Source organism: Paraburkholderia sp. GW821-FHT02A12 (assembly GCF_059422005.1).
On record NZ_JBWKWA010000002.1, the window covers coordinates 2,021,477 to 2,040,678 of the forward strand.

Below are 19,202 nucleotides of genomic sequence, written 5' to 3' on the forward strand. Positions count from 1 at the left end.
AGAAAAATTCAGTGGTGTGCTGAGAGAACCAGGTCGATGTAGTCGTTGGCCACGCGCAGCGCTGCTTTGGTGTCGAACGGCGCGCCGGACAGCGCGCCGCGCAACCACAGTCCGTCGATCAGCGCCGCCAGACCGCTGGCCGCGCGACGCGCCGCGGGGCGCGGCAGTGCCTTCGAAAAATCTGCGCACAGATTCGAGTTCAGACGGCGCGTGTTGACGTGTTGCAGGCGGCGCAGTCGCGGCTTGTGCATGCTCTCAGACCAGAACGCGAGCCACGTTTTCATCACCGGGCCGTTGGTCTGCTCCGCATCGAAATTTGCAGCGACGACGGCGCGCAGTTTCGAGCGCGGGTCCGCCTTCGCAGTGCGGCGCCGGCGCGACGTGGCCTGCCACAGATCGCGCAGCACGTGGCGCATGGTGGCTTCGAGCAAGCCGTCCTTGTCGCCGAAATAGTGGCTGACGATGCCAGTGGAAATGCTCGCGCGCCGCGCGACCGAGGCAAGCGTCGCGCCGGCGAGACCCGCCTGATCGATGGTCAGCAGTGTTGCGTCAATCAGCTGCGCGCGGCGGATTTCGCGCATTCCGAGTTTGGGCATGGCTCGATCGGTTATAGACGGGGCAATGGGTCGGACAGAGGGCGATGGCGCATGTTAGGTTTTTTATATTGAACGGTCAATCAATAAAAAACGGGTTGCATCAGCGTGCGCGAGGGTCGCGCCTCGTATGTCGGTTCCGGTCAAACCGATGTCGCGTTCGATATATGTGGTTTGCCGCAGCGGGCGCTACGCTCGTTGAACGGTGCGCGGGAACGGATCAGGCGCGCCGCTCACAAGACATGGAGACAGACAAATGAGCAGCAATCGCGGCGTCGTGTATCTGGGGCAGGGCAAAGTGGAGGTTCAGTCGATCGACTATCCGAAGATGGTCGATCCGCGTGGCCGGGCAATCGGCCACGGCGTGATCCTGAAGGTGGTGAGCACGAATATCTGCGGCTCCGACCAGCATATGGTGCGCGGCCGCACTACTGCCGAAGTCGGCCTCGTGCTCGGCCACGAGATTACCGGCGAGGTGATCGAGATCGGCCGCGACGTCGAAACGCTGAAGATCGGCGACCTGGTGTCGGTGCCGTTCAACGTCGCCTGCGGGCGCTGCCCGACCTGCAAGGCGCAGCATACCGGCGTGTGTCTGAACGTGAATCCGGCGCGGGCGGGCGGTGCTTATGGTTATGTTGACATGGGCGGCTGGATCGGCGGCCAAGCCGAGTACGTAATGGTGCCGTACGCCGATTTCAATCTGCTGAAGTTTCCCGACCGCGAGCAGGCGATGGCCAGGATCCGCGATCTCACGTGCCTGTCCGACATTCTGCCAACCGGTTATCACGGCGCCGTGATGGCAGGCGTCAAACCCGGCGCCACGGTGTACATTGCGGGCGCCGGGCCGGTGGGGATGGCCGCCGCCGCGTCGGCGCGCCTGCTCGGCGCGGCGTGCACGATCGTCGGCGACATGAACGAGGCGCGTCTCGCGCATGCTCGCAAGATGGGTTTCCAGACCATCGACCTATCGAAGGACGCCACGCTGGGCGAGCAGATCGAACAGATCCTGGGCAAGCCCGAGGTGGATTGCGCGGTGGACTGCGTCGGCTTCGAAGCGCATGGCCACGGCAGCAGCGGCCAGCACGAGGAAGCGCCGGCCACGGTCCTCAATTCGCTGATGGAAATCACGCGGGCTGCCGGTGCGATTGGCATTCCGGGCCTCTACGTGACGGATGACCCGGGTTCCGCCGATGCCGCCGCGCGCAAGGGCAGCCTGAGCATCCGCTTCGGGCTCGGCTGGGCCAAGTCACACTCGTTCCATACCGGACAGACGCCGGTGATGAAGTACAACCACAGCCTGATGCAGGCCATTTTGTGGGACCGTCTGCCGATTGCGGACATCGTGAACGTGACCGTCATGTCGCTCGACGAAGCGCCCGAAGGTTACCGGCAGTTCGACGGCGGCGCACCGAGGAAGTTTGTTCTCGATCCGCATGGGCTGTTGAAGGCGGCCTGACGCAGCATCATTGTGCATGCGTTGAGTGGAATCGGGCCGGGTGCTTTACTGCTCGGCGCATGCACGGCGCGACTGCAACACGAAGCAGGCCGCGCCCAGCGGCCTGAATTCACGCCGCCATGACCGGCGGCGAAGCGAGGGAAGGCGCCTGCTTGCGGCGCTCGCGCGTCGGCGCGGTGCCGAACGTGTCGCGATAGCTCTTCGAGAAGTGGCAGGCCGACTGAAAGCCGCAGGCCATCGTGATGTGCATGATCGACATGTCGGTCTGCAGCAGCAATTCGCGGGCGCGCCGCAGCCGCAAGGTCAGGTAGTAATGCGTCGGCGTCATGCCGAGATGCTCGCGGAAGAGGCGCTGCAATTGCCGCTGCGACATGCCCGCCAGCCGCGCGAGTTCTTCGCGTGAAAGCGGCTCCTCGATATTGTTCTCCATCAGCGAGATCACTTCGAAGAGCGACTTGTTGGCCGAGCCGAGCCGCGCCACCAGCGGCATTTTCTGTTGCGCGCTGGTATCGCGCACATGTTCGACGATGAACTGCTCCGCGATCTGCGTGACGCGCGCCGTGCCCACGCGCGGGGCAATCAGATTCAGCATCATGTCGAGCGGCGCAACGCCGCCAGTGCAGGTGACGCGATCGCGATCGATCACGAACAGTTCCTTGAGAAAGCGCGTGTCGGGAAACTCCTCCTTCAGCGCCGACATGTTCTCCCAGTGAATCGCACACGCGTAGCCGGCCAGCAACCCGGCGCGCGCGAGCGCATAAGTGCCGGTGCACAGGCTGCCGAGCACGCTGCCCATGCGGGCGAAGCGGCGCAACGCGGAAAGATGGGCGGGCGTGGTGGCGCGCTGCACGTCGATGCCGCCGACCACGAACACGATATCGGGCTGTCCGACGCATTCGACCGGGCCGGTGTCGACCGCGAGGCCGTTGCTCGCCATCACCGGCCCGCCTTCGGGACTCACGATCGACCAGCGATAGAGCGTCTGTCCCGAGAGGTAGTTCGCCATGCGCAGCACTTCGATCGCATTGATGAACGCGATCATCGTGAAGTTCGGAACGGGCATGAACGCGAAGTGCGACAGCGACGCAGTGCGATCGGTGGGCATGGGGGAAATGATTCCTTCGAATCTGTAATGTCGCGTCGCCGTGGGGAGCGGCGAACGTTGTGATTTTGAGGACTAGCGCAACTACCGTGCCATCAGGCTAAACCCTCGGTAACCACCAGTAAGGTTGGATAGCTGCACACAACCGGCACCAGAACGGAGCCGCGACTGCCCGCAGACGCACCCGAACAGCGCACTAAGTTCAGCTGCAGTGCAGCAATCTCTTCGGCGCCCTGGACGCGAACCGGCCTACTTGTGGAAAAAGGTAGCGCATGGCGGAAAAGGCAAAGAACGCGTCTGAATTCATAAATTGACGCGCGGGGCGAGCGTCAAGAATAGACGCAATGCAGACCGGTACTGGCGGGCCTTCAGGGCCGCTTCCGGCACCCGTCAACGCTCGTTTACTGAACTCACGGACCTTCCATGCCGAACTCGAATGCTTTCTTTGAAGAATCGCTGGCCGCGCGCGACGCGTCGGTGCGCGGCGCTATTTTGAAAGAGCTGGAGCGCCAGCAGTCGCAAGTCGAATTGATCGCGTCGGAAAACATCGTGTCGCGCGCGGTGCTCGAAGCGCAGGGCTCGGTGCTGACCAACAAATATGCGGAAGGGTATCCGGGCAAACGCTATTACGGCGGCTGCGAATACGTCGACGTGGTCGAGTCGCTGGCGCTCGACCGGATCAAGCAGCTGTTCAACGCGAAGTTCGCCAACGTCCAGCCGCATTCGGGCGCGCAGGCGAACGGCGCGGTGATGCTCGCACTGGTCAAGCCCGGCGATACGGTGCTCGGCATGTCGCTCGACGCCGGCGGCCATCTGACCCACGGCGCAAAGCCGGCGCTGTCGGGCAAATGGTTCAACGCGGTGCAGTACGGCGTCAATCGCGACACGATGCTGATCGATTACGAGCAAATCGAGGAACTCGCGCAGCAGCACAAACCGGCGCTGCTGATCGCGGGCTTTTCCGCCTATCCGCGCGCGCTGGATTTCGCACGGCTGCGCGCGATCGCCGACGGCGTAGGCGCAAAGCTGATGGTGGACATGGCGCACATCGCCGGCGTGATCGCGGCGGGGCGTCATCAGAATCCGGTCGAGCACGCGCACGTCGTCACGTCCACCACGCACAAGACGCTGCGCGGTCCGCGCGGCGGCTTTGTTCTGACGAATGACGAAGAGATCGCGAAGAAGATCAACTCGGCGGTGTTCCCCGGCTTGCAGGGCGGCCCGCTGATGCATGTGATCGCCGGCAAGGCGGTCGCGTTCGGCGAGGCGTTGCAGCCGGGTTTCAAGACCTACATCGACAGCGTGCTTGCCAACGCGCAGGCGCTCGGTGAAGTGCTGAAGGCCGGCGGCGTCGATCTCGTGACGGGTGGTACCGACAACCATCTGCTGCTGGTCGATCTGCGCCCGAAGGGGCTGAAGGGCAATCAGGTCGAGCAGGCGCTGGAACGCGCGGGCATCACCTGCAACAAGAACGGCATTCCGTTCGACACCGAAAAGCCCACCGTCACGTCCGGTATTCGCCTCGGCACGCCGGCCGGCACCACGCGCGGCTTCGGCGTCGCCGAGTTCCGCGAAGTGGGACGCCTGATCGTCGAAGTGCTCGACGCGCTGCGCGACCAGCCGGAAGGCCACGCCGCCATCGAACAACGTGTGCGCTGCGAGATTTTCGCGCTGTGCGAACGCTTCCCCATCTACTGAGAACGCCTGGAGCAAACAATGAGCAACCTGCACGAGAACAGCATCATCATCGACGGTCTGAACATTTCGAAGTTCGAGCGCTCGGTGTTCGAAGACATGCGCAAGGGCGGCGTGACCGCGGTGAACTGCACGGTGTCGGTCTGGGAAAGCTTCCAGAAGACCGTCGACAACATCGCCGAGATGAAGCAGCAGATTCGCGAGTACGGCGAGATTCTCACGCTCGTGCGCACCACCGACGACATCTTCCGCGCGAAGAAAGAGAACAAGACCGGCATCATCTTCGGCTTCCAGAACGCGCACGCGTTCGAAGACAACCTCGGCTATATCGAAGCCTTCAAGGACCTCGGCGTGAACGTGGTCCAGCTTTGCTACAACACGCAGAATCTGGTCGGCACCGGCTGTTATGAGCGCGACGGCGGGCTCTCGGGTTACGGGCGCGAGGTGATCCAGGAGATGAACCGCGTCGGCATCATGGTCGACCTCTCGCACGTGGGCGGCAAGACCTCGTCGGAAGCGATCGCCGCTTCGAAGAAGCCGGTGTGCTACTCGCATTGCTGCCCATCGGGTCTGAAAGAGCATCCGCGCAACAAGACCGATGAACAACTGAAAGAGATCGCCGATGCAGGCGGTTTCGTCGGCGTGACGATGTTCGCACCGTTCCTGAAGCGCGGCCCGGACGCGACCGTCGAGGACTATCTCGAGGCGATCGAATACGTGGTCGATCTGATCGGCGAAGACCAGGTCGGCATCGGCACGGACTTCACGCAAGGCTATAGCACCGAATTTTTCGACTGGATCACGCACGACAAAGGCCGTTATCGCCAGCTGACGAACTTCGGCAAGGTTGTGAATCCGGAAGGCATCCGCACGATCGGCGAGTTTCCGAACCTGACGGCCGCGATGGAGCGCGCCGGCTGGAGCGAGACGCGCATCAGGAAGATCATGGGCGAAAACTGGGTTCGAGTGTTCGGTGAAGTGTGGAAGGTGTGACCTTCACGCGTTCGTCGAAATCACTCACATAAAAAACGGAGTCTCCACATGCAACCCCAACTGCCTATCGACGTCGATCCGAACACCGGCGTCTGGACCACCGACGCGCTGCCGATGCTCTACGTGCCGCGTCATTTCTTTACGAACAATCACACCGCGGTCGAAGAAGCACTCGGCCGCGAGACGTACGCCGAGATCCTCTACAAGGCCGGCTACAAGTCCGCGTATTTCTGGTGCGACAAGGAAGCGAAACAGCACGGCATTGCCGGCATGGCGGTGTTCGAGCATTACCTGAACCGCCTGTCGCAACGCGGCTGGGGTCTCTTCAAAATCACGGAAGCCGATCCGTCCAGCGCGCGGGCGCGCATCGAATTGCATCACTCGTCGTTCGTGCTCGCGCAGCCGGGCAAGGAGGGCAAGCTGTGCTACATGTTCGCCGGCTGGTTCGCGGGCGCGATGGACTGGGTCAACGACACCGCGCCGGATTCGGTGAAGAAGGGGCCGCTGTCGTATTCCACGGAAACGCAATGCGCGGCTGAAGGCCACGAGCATTGCGTGTTCGAAGTGTCGCCGCTCGCGTCGTAACCGCACACTGCAACGCAAACAGCCTATCCATTCCGAGCATTCCGAGGTCGATCGCGATGCGTTACCCGAACCTTTTCAAGCCTCTCACGCTGAACCAGTTGACCTTGCGCAACCGCATCGTCAGCACCGCGCACGCCGAGGTGTATGCGGAGCCCGGCGGTCTGCCGGGCGACCGTTATATCCGTTACTACGAGGAGAAGGCGAAGGGCGGTGTCGGCCTTGCCGTGTGCGGCGGGTCGAGCCCGGTTTCGATCGACAGCCCGCAAGGCTGGTGGAAGTCGGTGAATCTCTCGACCGACAGGATCATCGATCCGCTCGCGCGCCTCGCCGAAGCGATGCATCGGCACGGCGCGAAGATCATGATCCAGGCCACCCACATGGGGCGCCGTTCGGCATTTCACGGCGAGCATTGGCCGCATCTGATGTCGCCGTCCGGCGTGCGTGAGCCAGTGCACCGCGGCAACGCCAAGATCATCGAAGTGGAAGAGATCCGGCGCATCATCGGCGACTTTGCTGCGGCCGCGAAGCGCGTGAAGGACGCCGGCATGGACGGCATCGAAATCTCGGCGGCGCACCAGCATCTGATCGACCAGTTCTGGAGCCCACGCACGAATTTCCGTACCGACGAATGGGGCGGTTCGCTCGAAAACCGTCTGCGTTTCGGCACCGAGGTTCTGAAGGCAGTGCGCGAAGCGGTGGGCGCGGATTTCTGCGTCGGCTTGCGCATGTGCGGCGACGAATTCCATGAAGACGGCCTCGATCATGAACAACTGAAAGAGATCGCCCAGGCGATGTCGGAGACTGGGCTGATCGACTATCTCGGCGTGATCGGTTCGGGCGCGGATACGCACAACACGCTCGCCAACTGCATGCCGCCGATGGCGCTGCCGCCCGAGCCGTTCGTGCATCTCGCCGCCGGCATCAAGTCGGTGGTGAAGCTGCCGGTGATGCACGCGCAAAGCATCCGCGACGCAGGCCAGGCAGAACGGCTGCTGGCGAGCGGCATGGTCGACCTGGTCGGCATGACGCGCGCGCAGATCGCCGATCCGCATATGGTCATCAAGATCCGCGACGGGCGTGAAGACGAGATCAAGCAGTGCGTCGGCGCGAATTACTGTATCGACCGGCAGTACAACGGCCTCGACGTGCTGTGCGTGCAGAACGCGGCGACTTCGCGCGAAGCAACCATGCCGCACGTGATCGCGAAGACGCGCGGGCCGAAGCGCAAGGTGGTCGTGGTCGGTGCGGGTCCGGCCGGACTCGAAGCGGCGCGCGTGGCGAAATCGCGCGGTCACGATGTGGTGCTGTTCGAGAAGAACGACTACGTCGGCGGCCAGATCATGCTGGCCGCGAAGGCGCCGCAGCGCGAGCAGATGGCGGGCATCGTGCGCTGGTTCGACATGGAGACGAAGCGGCTTGGCGTCGATCGCCGTCTGGGCGTCGCGGCCGATGAAAAAACCATCATGGCCGAGCAGCCGGACATTGTCGTGCTGGCGACGGGCGGTTCGTCGTTCACGTCGCAAGTGGCCGCGTGGGGCGTCGAGGAAGGGCTCGCGGTGAGTTCGTGGGATGTGCTCTCGGGCAAGGTCGAGCCGGGCAAGAACGTGCTCGTCTATGACGGCGTCAGCACGCACGCCGGCGCGGGCGTCGCGGATTTCATGTCGAGCCGCGGCTCCAATGTCGAGATCGTGACGCCGGACGTGAAGGTGGCCGACGATGTCGGCGGCACTACGTTCCCGATCTTCTATCGCCGCCTTTATGCGCAGGGTGTGATCCACACCCCGAACTATTGGCTCGACAAGGTGTACGAGGAAGACGGCAAGAAGATTGCCGTGATCCGCAACGAGTACACCGAGGAGCAGGAAGAGCGCGCGGTCGATCAGGTGGTGATCGAGAACGGCAGCACGCCCAATGACGCGTTGTACTGGAAGCTCAAACCCGAATCCGTGAATCGCGGCCAGGTCGATGTGCACAAGCTCTTCGCGTCCGAGCCGCAGCCTTCCTTGAGCGAAGAACCCGGCAACGGGCGCTTCCTGCTGTTCCGCGTCGGCGATTGCATTTCAATGCACAACATTCACGGCGCGATTTACGACGCGCTGCGCCTTTGCAAGGATTTCTGACGATGAGCCCCGTGTTTGTCATCACCGTCCTGCTGTGGGTGTCAGTGGCCGGTCTGGCGTTCGCGCTCGCCAAACGCGCGGCTTACTGGCGCGAGGGCCGCGCCACGGCGGCGGGCGCGTACGGCTGGACCAACCTGCTGGCGATCCCCAAGCGCTATTTCGTCGATCTGCATCATGTGGTCGCGCGTGATCCGTACATTGCGAAGACGCACGTCGCGACCGCGGGCGGCGCGATTCTCGCGATGGCGCTGGTGTTCGTCAACTATGGCCTCGCGATCTACTCGCCGTGGCTCGACAAGCTGATCTTTCTGGCGGCGCTCGTGATGCTGGTCGGCGCGGTGTTCGTCTGGCGTCGCCGGCATGGCGCGAAGGCGGTGCCGGCGCGGCTCTCGCGCGGGCCGTGGGATCATCTGCCGCTGTTGCTGGGTTCGTTCGCGCTGGGCCTGGCGCTGTTCATCGCGTTACCCGCGGCGGCGATGTCGGGTGCGCTCGCGATTATCGTCGCATTGCTGATTGCGGCGGGTGCTTTCACGATGACGTTCGGCGCGGCCCGCGGCGGTCCGATGAAGCACGCGCTCGCCGGGCTCTTGCATCTCGCGTTTCACCCGCGTCAGGAACGCTTCGCCGAGCGCAACGACAACGACGTCGTGCCGCCGACCGCGCTGAAGGCGCCGCTGCTCGACGCGAAGGAATACGGCGTCGGCAAGCCAGTGGAGTTCCGCTGGAACCAGTTGCTGAGCTTCGACGCCTGCGTGCAATGCGGCAAGTGCGAGGCGGCGTGTCCCGCGTTTGCCGCAGGCCAGCCGCTCAATCCGAAGAAGCTGATTCAGGATCTCGTCACCGGCATGGTGGGTGGCACCGATGCCGCTTATGCCGGCAGCCCGACGCCCGGCATTCCGGTCGGCCAGCACAGCGGTGCGCCAGGCAAGCCGCTGATCTCGACCTTGATCGAAGCGGATACGCTGTGGTCTTGCACGACTTGCCGCGCCTGCGTGCAGGAATGCCCGATGCTGATCGAGCACGTCGATGCGATCGTCGACATGCGGCGTAATCAGACGCTCGTCGAAGGCAGCGTGCCGGGCAAGGGACCGCTCACGCTCGCGAATCTGCGCGAGACCGGCAGCGCGAACGGCTACGACATCGGCGCGCGTTACGACTGGGCCGTCGATCTGCAAGTTCAGGTGGCACAGCCGGGGCGGCCGGTGGACGTGCTGCTGATCGCGGGCGAGGGCGCGTTCGACATGCGTTATCAGCGCACGCTGCGCGCGCTGGTGAAGGTGCTGAACCGCGCGGGCATCGACTACGCGGTGCTCGGCGGCGTCGAGACCGATACCGGCGACACGGCGCGGCGTCTGGGCGACGAAGCGACTTTCCAGCAGCTCGCGCAAAAACTGATCGGCACGCTCTCGCAATACTCGTTCGGCAAGATCGTCACCGCCGATCCGCACGTGCTGCACAGCCTGCGCAACGAATATCGCGCGCTCGGCGGTTTCTACGAAGTGCAGCATCACACCGCGTTGATCGAAGAGCTGGTCGCGAGCGGCAAACTGTCGCCACGCGCAGTGGCCGCGTTCGCGGACCGCAAGATCACCTATCACGACCCGTGCTATCTGGGCCGCTATAACGGTGAGACGGAAGCGCCGCGCCGCCTGTTGAAAACCATCGGCATCAAGGTGGTCGAAATGGAGCGCAACGGCATGCGTGGGCGTTGCTGCGGTGGCGGCGGCGGTGCGCCGTTGACCGACATCCCCGGCAAGAAGCGCATTCCGGACATCCGCATCGACGATGCGCGCGCGGTCGGCGCCGAGATCGTCGCGGTGGGTTGCCCGAACTGCACGGCGATGCTCGAAGGTGTGGTCGGCCCGCGTCCGGAAGTGCTCGACGTCGCCGAACTGGTTGCTGCGGCGCTGGAGTAACGCGATGAACAATCTCAAACGAATCGATCCGCGCCGGCCGTTCACGATCACGGCAGAGGGACTCAAACGGATCACGCTCGGCATGATCGGTGCGGCGGGCTCGATGGAATTCGCGGCGCCTGGCGCGTCGCATCGCGAGCAAGCCAGGCCGCGTCGCACGACGGCCGCGCCGCTCCGTTCGCTGCTGGTCGCCGCGCACGCGGACCGTGGCGCACTGGACGATCACGCGCGCCAGACTCTGACCGCCGCCGCGCTAATCGCCGATGCCCAAACCGAAGTCGTGCTGCTCGTGTTCGGCGAGTTCAACGGCGATGCTGCCGCGTTCGGCGCCGACAAGCTGATCGAGTTGCCGATGTTCGACCGTCGCACCTTTGCGCCTCTGGACGAACTCAACGCGTTGGCCGCTTGCGTGGCCGCCTATGCGCCCGCGCACCTCTTCATGCCCGACAACGCAACCGGCGACGGCGACCTCGGCCGCCGTTACGCCGCTACCGCGAACGCGAGCGTCGCGACGCATGTCGTCGAGATCGACGCGGCGCACGTCGTGACTTATATCCAGGCCAATACAGCGTTTGCGGCGCGCGCGCTACCCGAGGTCGTGCTGCTCGCACCGAATGCAGTCGATTCAAAATTGCCTTTTGTCGGCGCGGGTGAGCGGGTCGTATGGCGTTTCGATGGCGCGACTGCTTCGCCCAAAGGCGCCGTTCGCGACCTCGGCATCGAGGAAATCGACGCCGCCCAACTCGCGCTCGAAGAAGCGGATTTCATCGTATCGGCGGGTAACGGCGTGAGCGACGTCGCAGCGTTCGAGCGTCTGGCGGCCACCTTGGGCGCCGCGATCGGCGCGAGCCGCGTCGCCGTGGACGACGGCAAGTTCACCCGCGACAAGCAGATCGGCGCGACCGGCAAGACTGTCGAAGCGAGTGTCTATATCGCGTTCGGCATCTCCGGCGCGGTCCAGCATTTGCAAGGCATCAAGGATTGCCGGCATGTGATCGCCGTGAACCTCGACGCGAGCGCGCCGATTGCCAGGCGCGCCAATCTGACCGTGATTGCCGACGCGCAGGAAACCATCGCGGCGCTGACCGAAGCCGCGGCCGCTGCGCGCAGCGCACGCGGCACCGGCGCGGCGCTGCAGAATTCCGCGGCCGTCGCGGAAGGAGCCATCGCATGAAAATCGCCGTACTGGTTTCCGTGGGCCGCCATCCGGTCAGCGGCACCGCACGCTACAGCCGCAACGATGCCGCCGCGCTCACCATCGCGCTCTCGCTCGCAAAGACGCATGGCGCAACGCTCGACGTGCTGCATGCAGGCGATCCGGCCAATCCCGCCTTAAAGGAATATCTCGCGCTCGGGGCGCGCTGTGTCGAGGTGCTCGACGTGCCCTCGGCGCCTGAGTTGCAGGGCGATACAGCAGCGCCGCTTGCCGCGCGCCTGCAAGGCTACGACCTCGTGCTGACCGGCACCCGCGCGGAAGGCGCGTTCGATAGCGGCATGCTGCCGTATCGCGTCGCGAATGCGCTGGAGCTTCCGCTGGTGGGCGCGGCAGTCGATCTGACGATCCGCGACGGCTACGCGGAAGTCCGGCAATTCATGCCGAAGGGCTTGCGCCGGCGCGTCGAAGTCAAGCTGCCGGCGCTGGTCGCCGTGCATCCGCTCGCCAACGCCGCGCCCAGCTACGCGTACGCACGGCTGCGCGAAGGCACGATCCGCCCGGTCGCGACGCAGGCCAGCGGCCCGGACGCCGGAAGCGCGGATGCCGGAAGCCCGGCCACCGGTCACGCCGAACACCTCGCCTGGACGACCCGCGCGGCGAGCGCCAAACCGGTGCGCCTCGCCGCCGCCGAAAAGCGTTCCGGGCATGCCCGCATGCTGTCGGCGACAACGACCGAAAGCCGCGGCGGCAGCGTCGTAATTGAAGGGAGTTCCGTCGAAAAAGCACAAGTGATTCTCGCGTATTTGCGCGAGCATCAACTCGTGGATTACTGATTTCCGGTTCGGGCCAGCATGCGACCAGGAGGGCCTGGCGCAGCGCCAGACGTGACATGCAACGGAGCACACAATGAAAATTTCGGCAGACGTTCGCGCAATGATCGAACGCCGCAAAAAGAGCTACACGCTGGAAGCGCCGTTCTACACGAGCGAGGAGATTTTCGCGCTCGACATGGACGCGATTTTCCGGCGACACTGGATTCAGGTCGCCGTCGAACCGGATGTGCCGGAACCCGGCGACTACATCACAGTGGAAATCGGCACCGACTCGATCCTGATCGTGCGCGACGACGACATGCAGGTGAGGGCGTTCCACAACGTCTGCCGCCACCGCGGATCGCGGCTGTGCAATACGGACAAAGGCTCAATCGGCAATATCGTCTGCCCGTATCACAGCTGGACCTACAACCTGAACGGCGACCTGATGTTCGCCGAGCACATGGGTGACCAGTTCGACCGCTGCAAACATAGCCTGAAGGCGGTCCACCTCGAGAGTCTGGCAGGCCTCATTTTTATCTGTCTGGCGGACACGCCGCCCGCGGACTTCGCCGTGGTGCGCGCCGCGATGGAGCCGTATCTGCTGCCGCACGATCTGGCCGGCTGCAAGGTCGCGGCTTCGATCGACATCATCGAGGAAGGCAACTGGAAGCTCACGATGGAGAACAACCGCGAGTGCTATCACTGCGTCGCGAACCATCCTGAACTGACGATTTCCCTCTATGAATACGGTTTCGGCTATCAACGCACGCCGGATAACGAAGAAGGCATGGCCGCGTTCGAAGCGACCGTCGCGCGCCGGGCTGCGCAATGGGAGGCGATGAAACTGCCGTCGGCGGAAATCGAACGGCTTGCCGATCTCGTCACCGGTTTCCGTACGCAACGCTTGCCGCTCGATCGGGACGGCGAATCGCAGACACTGGACGCACGCGTCGCGTCGAAGAAACTGCTCGGCGGATTCGAGCAGGCCGACCTCGGCGGCTTGTCGTTCTGGACGCAGCCGAATTCGTGGCATCACTTCATGAGCGACCACATCGTGAGCTTCTCGGTGATTCCGCTCTCCGCGGGCAAAACCCTGGTGCGCACCAAGTGGCTCGTGCACAAGGACGCGCGCGAAGGCATCGATTACGACGTGAACAATCTCACGGCGGTGTGGCGCGCGACGAACGACCAGGACCGTGCGCTCGTCGAGTACTCGCAACGCGGCGCGACGAGCAGCGCCTATGAGCCGGGTCCGTATTCGCCGTTCACCGAAGGGCTCGTCGAAAAGTTCTGCGAGTGGTACATCGGCCGCATCGCGGATTACAGCAATGAACCCCAAACAGAAGATGCCGGCGGTACTGCGCCGGTTGCGCACGGCGAGAAAGTCGTGTCCTTCATGCGCTGAGCGCGACGCCGCAACCAGGAGCGGGAGAAATCAATGATGCGCGATCAGGCGACGTTTCAACTCAGCCCGGAGCCGGCAGCAAACCGCGTCACCCAACCGCGGTTCTGGGAGACGCTGCCCGCGCGCTGGGACAGCGACACCGACGATACGCTGGTGTGCTGCCAGGTCCGCCAGGAAACGCACGACGTCAAGAGCTTTTTCTTCCGCGCGCCATCCGAACGGGCGTTCGTGTTCGAGCCGGGACAGTTCATTACGCTGGAACTCGATATCGACGGCGAGGCGGTGAATCGTTGCTACACGATCTCGTCGCCGCCGACGCGCCCGCACACCATCTCGATCACCGTCAAGCGTGTGCCGGGCGGCAAGGTGTCGAACTGGCTGCACGACAATCTGCACGCCGGCATGCAGGTTCGCGTGCTCGGGCCAGCCGGCGAATTCACCTGCGCGCGGCACCCGGCGCGCAAGTTCCTGTTCCTCTCGGCGGGCTCGGGCATCACGCCGCTCATGTCGATGAGCCGCGCGCATCACGAACTCGGCGAGGACAGCGATATCGTGTTCGTGCACAGCGCGCGCACGCCGGACGACATTATCTTCGCGCGCGAGCTGGATCTGATCGCGTCGAATCAGGCCAATTTCCGCACGGCGTTCGTTTGCGAACGGCTGGGTGCCCGCACCAACTGGCCGGGTGTCACGGGTTTTCTGACCTTGCCGCTCCTGAAGCTCATTGCACCGGATTTTCTCGATCGCGAGATTTTCACCTGCGGTCCCGCGCCCTATATGCAGGCGGTGCGCAACCTGCTGGACGAGGGCGGCTTCGATCGCCGCCGTTATCACGAGGAAAGCTTTTCGTTCGAGACGCTTGGTGAGGCTGCTGAGCAGTCTGAGCAGTCGACGACCGCTCGCGTCGCGGATGCGTTGCCCACTGCGGAGAGTTTCGCGGATGCAGGTGAACAGGCGCTGGGTGTCGCGCTGGCTCCCGTCGAGACGGAAATAAAATTCAAGGTGAGCTTCGCGAAGAGCCGTCGCGAGATCGAATGCGGCAGCGGCCAGCACGTGCTCGACGCCGCCAAAAAAGCCGGCGTGCGGCTCCCGGCGTCGTGCACGCAAGGTATGTGCGGCACCTGCAAGGTGAAGCTGGTGTCGGGCGAGGTGGAGATGAAACACGCGGGCGGAATTCGTCAGCGCGAGATCGATCAGGGGATGGTGCTGCTGTGTTGCAGCAAGCCGCTGAGCGATCTCGTCGTGGATAAGTAAGAAGAATAAAACGAGGGAACGGAAGTCGCGTCCTGACAAATGGATGTCGGAAATGAACGTTACCCAGCAATTCTGGCTGGCGATTCTAAATGCTCAATGGGTAGTTTGGACGGAGAACGGGAGAACGGCGATGAGACTGATCAGAAAGGTATTGGTATTGAGCGCGTTGGGCGCGGCGCTGGCTGCCGCGAGCGTGGGTGTATCGGCCGATGCGAAGCCGACCATCAAGATCGGCTACGTGGAAGGCTGGGATGACAGCGTCGCGACCTCGAATGTGGCCGCGCGCGTGATCGAGAAGCGGCTCGGTTACCAGGTGCAGCTCGTGCCGGTCGCGGCCGGTGTGATGTGGCAGGGCGTGGCGCGCGGCGACCTCGACGCGACATTGTCCGCATGGCTGCCGGTGACTCATGGCGCGTACTGGAATAACTTCAAGGAGAAGGTGGTCGACCTCGGCCCCAACTTCAACGATGCGAAGATCGGCCTGATCGTGCCCGAGAATGCGGACGTGACTACCGTCGGCGATCTGGAAGCGAAGAAGGCGGAATTCGGCTCACGCATTGTCGGTATCGATGCCGGCGCGGGCGTGATGCAGAAGACCAGCGAAGCGATCAAGGCCTACAACCTCAATTATCAGCTGATGCCGAGTTCGGGCAGCGCGATGACCGCGGAACTGGCACGCTCGGAAGCGGCGAGCAAGCCGATCATCGTGACCGGTTGGAAGCCGCACTGGATGTTCGCGAAGTACAAGCTCAAATTCCTCGACGATCCGAAGAAAGTGTTTGGCGATGCAGAGCATGTGGATAGCGTCGTGAACCCGGATCTCGAGAAGAAGGCGCCGCCGGTGGTTGCGTTCCTCAAGAAGTTTCAGTGGAAACCGGGCGAGATCGACAGCGTGATGCTGGCCACGCAAAACGGCGAGAAGCCGACGGCTGCGGCCGACGCGTGGATCGGTGCGCATGCGGACCGTGTGGATAGCTGGGTGAAGTGACCTGAAGTGACCTGATTGACTGCCGCTGCGACGGTAACCCCGAAGACGCACAAAGAGGACAGCAAAGAGGCGCGATTGCTCGCGCCTCTTTTATTCTCCCTGCCTGTTACAACAAGAAGCGCCATCTATTGCACACCGCTGCCATTGCGGAATGATCCCCAGCGGTTTCACAGAACCATGGGACGCGTCTGTATAGGTCTGCACGTCACTGGCCGCGATTGACATATGCATGAAGTCGAAGTCAGCGCGTACAGGCCCGGCGGCCTCAACTGCCACATATTGAATGTTCATCACGTAGCCCGCGCTGCGGGCCATCCACGTTTTTATTGCAGCACCACCGTCCGGTCGCCGTTGATGAACACCCGCCGCTCGATGAACGCCTTCACGGCCCGCGCAAGCGTGATGCACTCCACGTCGCGTCCCGTCGCGAGTAACCGCTCCGGGCTGTATGAGTGATCGACGCGTTCCACGACCTGCTCGATGATCGGGCCTTCGTCGAGATCGTCGGTGACGAAATGCGCGGTTGCGCCGATCAGCTTCACGCCGCGGGCGTGCGCCTGATGATAAGGTTTCGCGCCCTTGAAGCCGGGCAGAAACGAATGATGGATATTGATCGCGCGCGCCGCGAGCGCGCGGCTCGTCTCGCCGGACAGAATCTGCATGTAGCGTGCGAGGATCATCAATTCGGCGCCCGACGTCTCGAACAGATCGAGCAGACGGGCCTCCTGTTGCGGCTTGGTGTCGGCGCTGATCGGCAGATGATGGAACGGCAACCCGTGCTGTTGCGCGAGCGCTTCGAGGTCCCGGTGATTCGAGCCGATGCCGACGATATCCATTTTCAGCTCGCCCATGCGCCAGCGGAACAGCAGATCGGCGAGGCAGTGCTCCAGCTTCGACACCATGATCAGCACCTTCGGCCGTGTGCCGACGTCGTGCATCGCCCACGTCATCTGAAAACGCTCGGCGATCGGTTCGAATTCGCGCCGTAACGCGCCCGCGTGCAGCGTCTCGTTGCGCTCGACGCCATGAAACACGCACCGCACGAAGAAGCGCTCGCTGAGATCGTCGTCGAACACGGTCAGTTCGTCGATATAGCAATGATGCCGGTCGAGAAAGCCGACGACGGCGGCGACCTGGCCCGCCGCGCTCGGACACGCGACGGTGAGAACCAGTTGATCGGGACGGGAATCGGCGGACATGCGGTCTCCACTTAGGCGATGGGGTTGCGCCGCGGGACGCGGCATGCATCGTCGAAGTAGAGCAAATCAGCGGTTCACGCGGATAGAAGCTAACCGCCGTCGCGCTGGAATGGGAGCGTCAGCGGCTATTCGGCGTCGAGCCCGCATTGGCCGGGCAGAGACGCCATCACGGTCATCAAATGCCGCTTGCCGAAAGCTGTTTGTTTGCAAGGCAACGACGTTGGCCGTACGCCCCGATGGGCATGTCGCATTTGCTCAAGGAAGCGTCGCAAACGGGCAGCATGCGGATTTTTAGCGAGACAAATATGTCGTCACGGGTGCCGCTTCCCGCTTCCCGATTTCTGCTTCCCCGTTTCTCCGCTTGTCTGTCCGATGGTCCGTTGACGCCGCTTACTGTGCGCTGTGAAGCGTGGCGTCGTAGGGTAAAAAATATTCGCAGCTGTCTGGAAGGAGATTAACAATGAAGGTTCGTCAAGCAGTCATTGCCCTCGCCACACTGGGCTTCATTTCCACCGCTGCGTGGCCGCTGACGCCGGACGACGTAGCCAAGCTTGGCCAGGATCTGACGCCGACCGGCGCGGAGAAAGCCGGCAGTAAGGACGGTGCGATTCCCGCATTCTCGGGTGACGCCAAACCCGCAGCCGGTTGGGCCTATGGCAAGCTGCGTGAAGACTACTGGAAGTACAAAAGCGAGAAGCCCGTCGTCGTGATCGACGCGTCAAACGTAGACAAGTATGCGGACAAACTGACCCCCGGCCAGGTCCAGATGCTCAAGCAGGTCAAGGGATACACGATGCCGGTGTATCCGACGCATCGCGAATGCGGACTGCCGGACTTCGTCGCCGACAACACCCGCAACGGTGCACTGAAGTCGTCGATTGCAAAGGACGGCTGGTCCCTGGAGAACGCGACGCTGCCGAGCGTGCCATTCCCGATTCCGCAGACCGGGATTCAAGTCATGTGGAACTGGTTAATGCGCTACCAGGGTGTGGCCGCCGAGTGGCCGGACGGGTACACGGTTGTTTCGCCGCGTCCGGGCACAAGTCAATCGATCGTCACACGCTGGAACCAGCTGGTCTACTATCCGTGGGCGAAGAAGGGGCAGCACTCGCCGCAAGACGAGCAAGGTCTGCAGAATGGCTTCTATTACCTTTACACCGAACCGGCGGCGTTGGCGGGCCAAGGTACGATGCAGCGGTATTACTTCAGCAAGGATACGGACACCTACTACTATTTCACTGGCCAGCGCCGCGTGCGCCGCCTGCCGGCCTACGCATACGATGCACCGCTGATCGGATACGAGAACCAGTATCCAGCGGACATCTCGTTCGTGTTCTATGGCAACCCGGACCGTTTCGACTGGAAGCTCATCGGCAAGAAGGAAGTCTATGTGCCGTATGACGGTTTCGCAATGCAGCGCTTCGGCACGAAACTGACTGCCGCAATGGGTCAGAGCTTTGTCAATGCGGACATGCGCCGCTACGAACTGCACCGCGTGTGGGAAATCGAAGGCACGGTCAAAGCGGGCGTTCGCCATTCGACGCCGAAGAAGACGCTCTACGTCGACGAGGACAGCTGGCTCGTGGCGGTGGGCGACGACTATGATGCGCAGGGCAAGATCTGGAAGGCGAAAGAGAACTACATCACGCCGGAATGGGAGATCGGTGCCTGCGCGTCGTCCGCGTCCGTCTATAACGACTTGATCAGCGGACGCTACGTGTTCGACGAAACCATCGTCGGCACAGGCAAGGATCTGAAATTCTATTCGCCTGGCGCTAGCGACCCTCGTCTGACCAACCAATACTTCACCGGCGAAAATCTAAGCGCAATCAGCGATCGCTGAGCGAAAATCGGCCGTCGAAACGATTTGCATCACGCTTAACGACTATGGCGTGATGCACCTCGAGTTTTCAATAATATAAGCA

General features: G+C 63.0%; 15 protein-coding genes. 12 read left to right on the plus strand and 3 right to left on the minus strand.

Going from position 1 to position 19,202, the window contains the following annotated elements:
* Positions 1 to 8: 8 nt before the first annotated feature.
* The gene (gene betI / locus AC07WT_RS30460; protein ID WP_494949829.1) at positions 9 to 596 is read right to left on the minus strand and encodes a transcriptional regulator BetI; all 588 of its coding nucleotides are present in this window, start codon (positions 594 to 596) and stop codon (positions 9 to 11) included.
* Positions 597 to 849: 253 nt separating this feature from the next.
* Between betI and fdhA the strand changes: the two genes are divergently transcribed.
* Complete coding sequence (fdhA, locus tag AC07WT_RS30465) at positions 850 to 2,049, plus strand: formaldehyde dehydrogenase, glutathione-independent (protein WP_494949830.1); 1,200 nt, start codon at positions 850 to 852, stop codon at positions 2,047 to 2,049.
* A gap of 109 nt (positions 2,050 to 2,158) precedes the next feature.
* Here fdhA and AC07WT_RS30470 read toward each other — a convergent pair whose 3' ends face one another.
* Complete coding sequence (locus AC07WT_RS30470; protein WP_494949831.1) at positions 2,159 to 3,154, minus strand: GlxA family transcriptional regulator; 996 nt, start codon at positions 3,152 to 3,154, stop codon at positions 2,159 to 2,161.
* Positions 3,155 to 3,574: 420 nt separating this feature from the next.
* On the opposite strand from AC07WT_RS30470, the gene AC07WT_RS30475 reads away from it, so the two are divergent.
* From AC07WT_RS30475 to AC07WT_RS30520, 10 genes are all read left to right on the plus strand, one after another.
* Positions 3,575 to 4,849: a serine hydroxymethyltransferase gene (locus AC07WT_RS30475; RefSeq protein WP_494949832.1), complete on the plus strand. Its 1,275-nt coding sequence runs from the start codon at positions 3,575 to 3,577 to the stop codon at positions 4,847 to 4,849.
* An 18-nt stretch (positions 4,850 to 4,867) separates the two neighbouring features.
* Positions 4,868 to 5,839 (plus strand): dipeptidase, encoded by a 972-nt coding sequence (locus tag AC07WT_RS30480; RefSeq protein WP_494949833.1) that lies wholly within the window; start codon positions 4,868 to 4,870, stop codon positions 5,837 to 5,839.
* A gap of 48 nt (positions 5,840 to 5,887) precedes the next feature.
* Positions 5,888 to 6,424 carry a DUF5943 domain-containing protein gene (locus tag AC07WT_RS30485; RefSeq protein WP_494949834.1) on the plus strand — a complete coding sequence of 179 codons (537 nt, stop codon included), beginning with the start codon at positions 5,888 to 5,890 and terminating at the stop codon, positions 6,422 to 6,424.
* Positions 6,425 to 6,480: 56 nt separating this feature from the next.
* Positions 6,481 to 8,544, plus strand: coding sequence for an oxidoreductase (locus AC07WT_RS30490; protein ID WP_494949835.1), 2,064 nt, complete (start codon positions 6,481 to 6,483; stop codon positions 8,542 to 8,544).
* A 2-nt stretch (positions 8,545 to 8,546) separates the two neighbouring features.
* The gene (locus tag AC07WT_RS30495) at positions 8,547 to 10,460 is read left to right on the plus strand and encodes a (Fe-S)-binding protein (RefSeq protein WP_494949836.1); all 1,914 of its coding nucleotides are present in this window, start codon (positions 8,547 to 8,549) and stop codon (positions 10,458 to 10,460) included.
* Positions 10,461 to 10,464: 4 nt separating this feature from the next.
* On the plus strand, positions 10,465 to 11,634 hold the full coding sequence (locus AC07WT_RS30500) for an electron transfer flavoprotein subunit alpha/FixB family protein (RefSeq protein ID WP_494949837.1): 1,170 nt from the start codon (positions 10,465 to 10,467) through the stop codon (positions 11,632 to 11,634).
* Positions 11,631 to 12,449, plus strand: a complete 819-nt coding sequence (locus AC07WT_RS30505) for an adenine nucleotide alpha hydrolase family protein (protein ID WP_494949838.1) — start codon at positions 11,631 to 11,633, stop codon at positions 12,447 to 12,449. The genes AC07WT_RS30500 and AC07WT_RS30505 overlap by 4 nt, the downstream gene beginning before the upstream one ends.
* A 73-nt stretch (positions 12,450 to 12,522) precedes the next feature.
* A complete protein-coding gene (locus AC07WT_RS30510) occupies positions 12,523 to 13,836 on the plus strand; it encodes an aromatic ring-hydroxylating oxygenase subunit alpha (RefSeq protein WP_494949839.1) in 1,314 nt (437 codons plus the stop codon).
* Positions 13,837 to 13,869: 33 nt separating this feature from the next.
* Positions 13,870 to 15,090 (plus strand): FAD-binding oxidoreductase, encoded by a 1,221-nt coding sequence (locus AC07WT_RS30515; RefSeq protein ID WP_494949840.1) that lies wholly within the window; start codon positions 13,870 to 13,872, stop codon positions 15,088 to 15,090.
* A 130-nt stretch (positions 15,091 to 15,220) separates the two neighbouring features.
* The gene (locus AC07WT_RS30520; protein ID WP_494949841.1) at positions 15,221 to 16,078 is read left to right on the plus strand and encodes a glycine betaine ABC transporter substrate-binding protein; all 858 of its coding nucleotides are present in this window, start codon (positions 15,221 to 15,223) and stop codon (positions 16,076 to 16,078) included.
* A gap of 323 nt (positions 16,079 to 16,401) precedes the next feature.
* Here the strand turns inward: AC07WT_RS30520 and purU are convergent, their stop codons facing one another.
* Positions 16,402 to 17,277 carry a formyltetrahydrofolate deformylase gene (gene purU / locus AC07WT_RS30525; RefSeq protein ID WP_494949842.1) on the minus strand — a complete coding sequence of 292 codons (876 nt, stop codon included), beginning with the start codon at positions 17,275 to 17,277 and terminating at the stop codon, positions 16,402 to 16,404.
* Positions 17,278 to 17,737: 460 nt separating this feature from the next.
* Here purU and AC07WT_RS30530 point away from each other — a divergent pair, with 460 nt between their 5' ends.
* Positions 17,738 to 19,120, plus strand: coding sequence for a DUF1329 domain-containing protein (locus AC07WT_RS30530; protein WP_492594172.1), 1,383 nt, complete (start codon positions 17,738 to 17,740; stop codon positions 19,118 to 19,120).
* Positions 19,121 to 19,202 lie beyond the last annotated feature (82 nt).

What these genes read in the sequence shown, in the direction of transcription:
- AC07WT_RS30510 (WP_494949839.1), top strand. Translation starts at nt 12,523, where the DNA reads ATGAAAATTTCGGCAGACGTTCGCGCAATGATCGAACGCCGCAAAAAG.
- AC07WT_RS30515 (WP_494949840.1), top strand. Translation starts at nt 13,870, where the DNA reads ATGATGCGCGATCAGGCGACGTTTCAACTCAGCCCGGAGCCGGCAGCA.
- AC07WT_RS30500 (WP_494949837.1), top strand. Translation starts at nt 10,465, where the DNA reads ATGAACAATCTCAAACGAATCGATCCGCGCCGGCCGTTCACGATCACG.
- AC07WT_RS30505 (WP_494949838.1), top strand. Translation starts at nt 11,631, where the DNA reads ATGAAAATCGCCGTACTGGTTTCCGTGGGCCGCCATCCGGTCAGCGGC.
- AC07WT_RS30475 (WP_494949832.1), top strand. Translation starts at nt 3,575, where the DNA reads ATGCCGAACTCGAATGCTTTCTTTGAAGAATCGCTGGCCGCGCGCGAC.
- betI (WP_494949829.1), bottom strand. Translation starts at nt 596, where the DNA reads ATGCCCAAACTCGGAATGCGCGAAATCCGCCGCGCGCAGCTGATTGAC.
- purU (WP_494949842.1), bottom strand. Translation starts at nt 17,277, where the DNA reads ATGTCCGCCGATTCCCGTCCCGATCAACTGGTTCTCACCGTCGCGTGT.
- AC07WT_RS30485 (WP_494949834.1), top strand. Translation starts at nt 5,888, where the DNA reads ATGCAACCCCAACTGCCTATCGACGTCGATCCGAACACCGGCGTCTGG.
- AC07WT_RS30480 (WP_494949833.1), top strand. Translation starts at nt 4,868, where the DNA reads ATGAGCAACCTGCACGAGAACAGCATCATCATCGACGGTCTGAACATT.
- AC07WT_RS30490 (WP_494949835.1), top strand. Translation starts at nt 6,481, where the DNA reads ATGCGTTACCCGAACCTTTTCAAGCCTCTCACGCTGAACCAGTTGACC.
- AC07WT_RS30495 (WP_494949836.1), top strand. Translation starts at nt 8,547, where the DNA reads ATGAGCCCCGTGTTTGTCATCACCGTCCTGCTGTGGGTGTCAGTGGCC.
- AC07WT_RS30520 (WP_494949841.1), top strand. Translation starts at nt 15,221, where the DNA reads ATGAGACTGATCAGAAAGGTATTGGTATTGAGCGCGTTGGGCGCGGCG.
- AC07WT_RS30530 (WP_492594172.1), top strand. Translation starts at nt 17,738, where the DNA reads ATGAAGGTTCGTCAAGCAGTCATTGCCCTCGCCACACTGGGCTTCATT.
- AC07WT_RS30470 (WP_494949831.1), bottom strand. Translation starts at nt 3,154, where the DNA reads ATGCCCACCGATCGCACTGCGTCGCTGTCGCACTTCGCGTTCATGCCC.
- fdhA (WP_494949830.1), top strand. Translation starts at nt 850, where the DNA reads ATGAGCAGCAATCGCGGCGTCGTGTATCTGGGGCAGGGCAAAGTGGAG.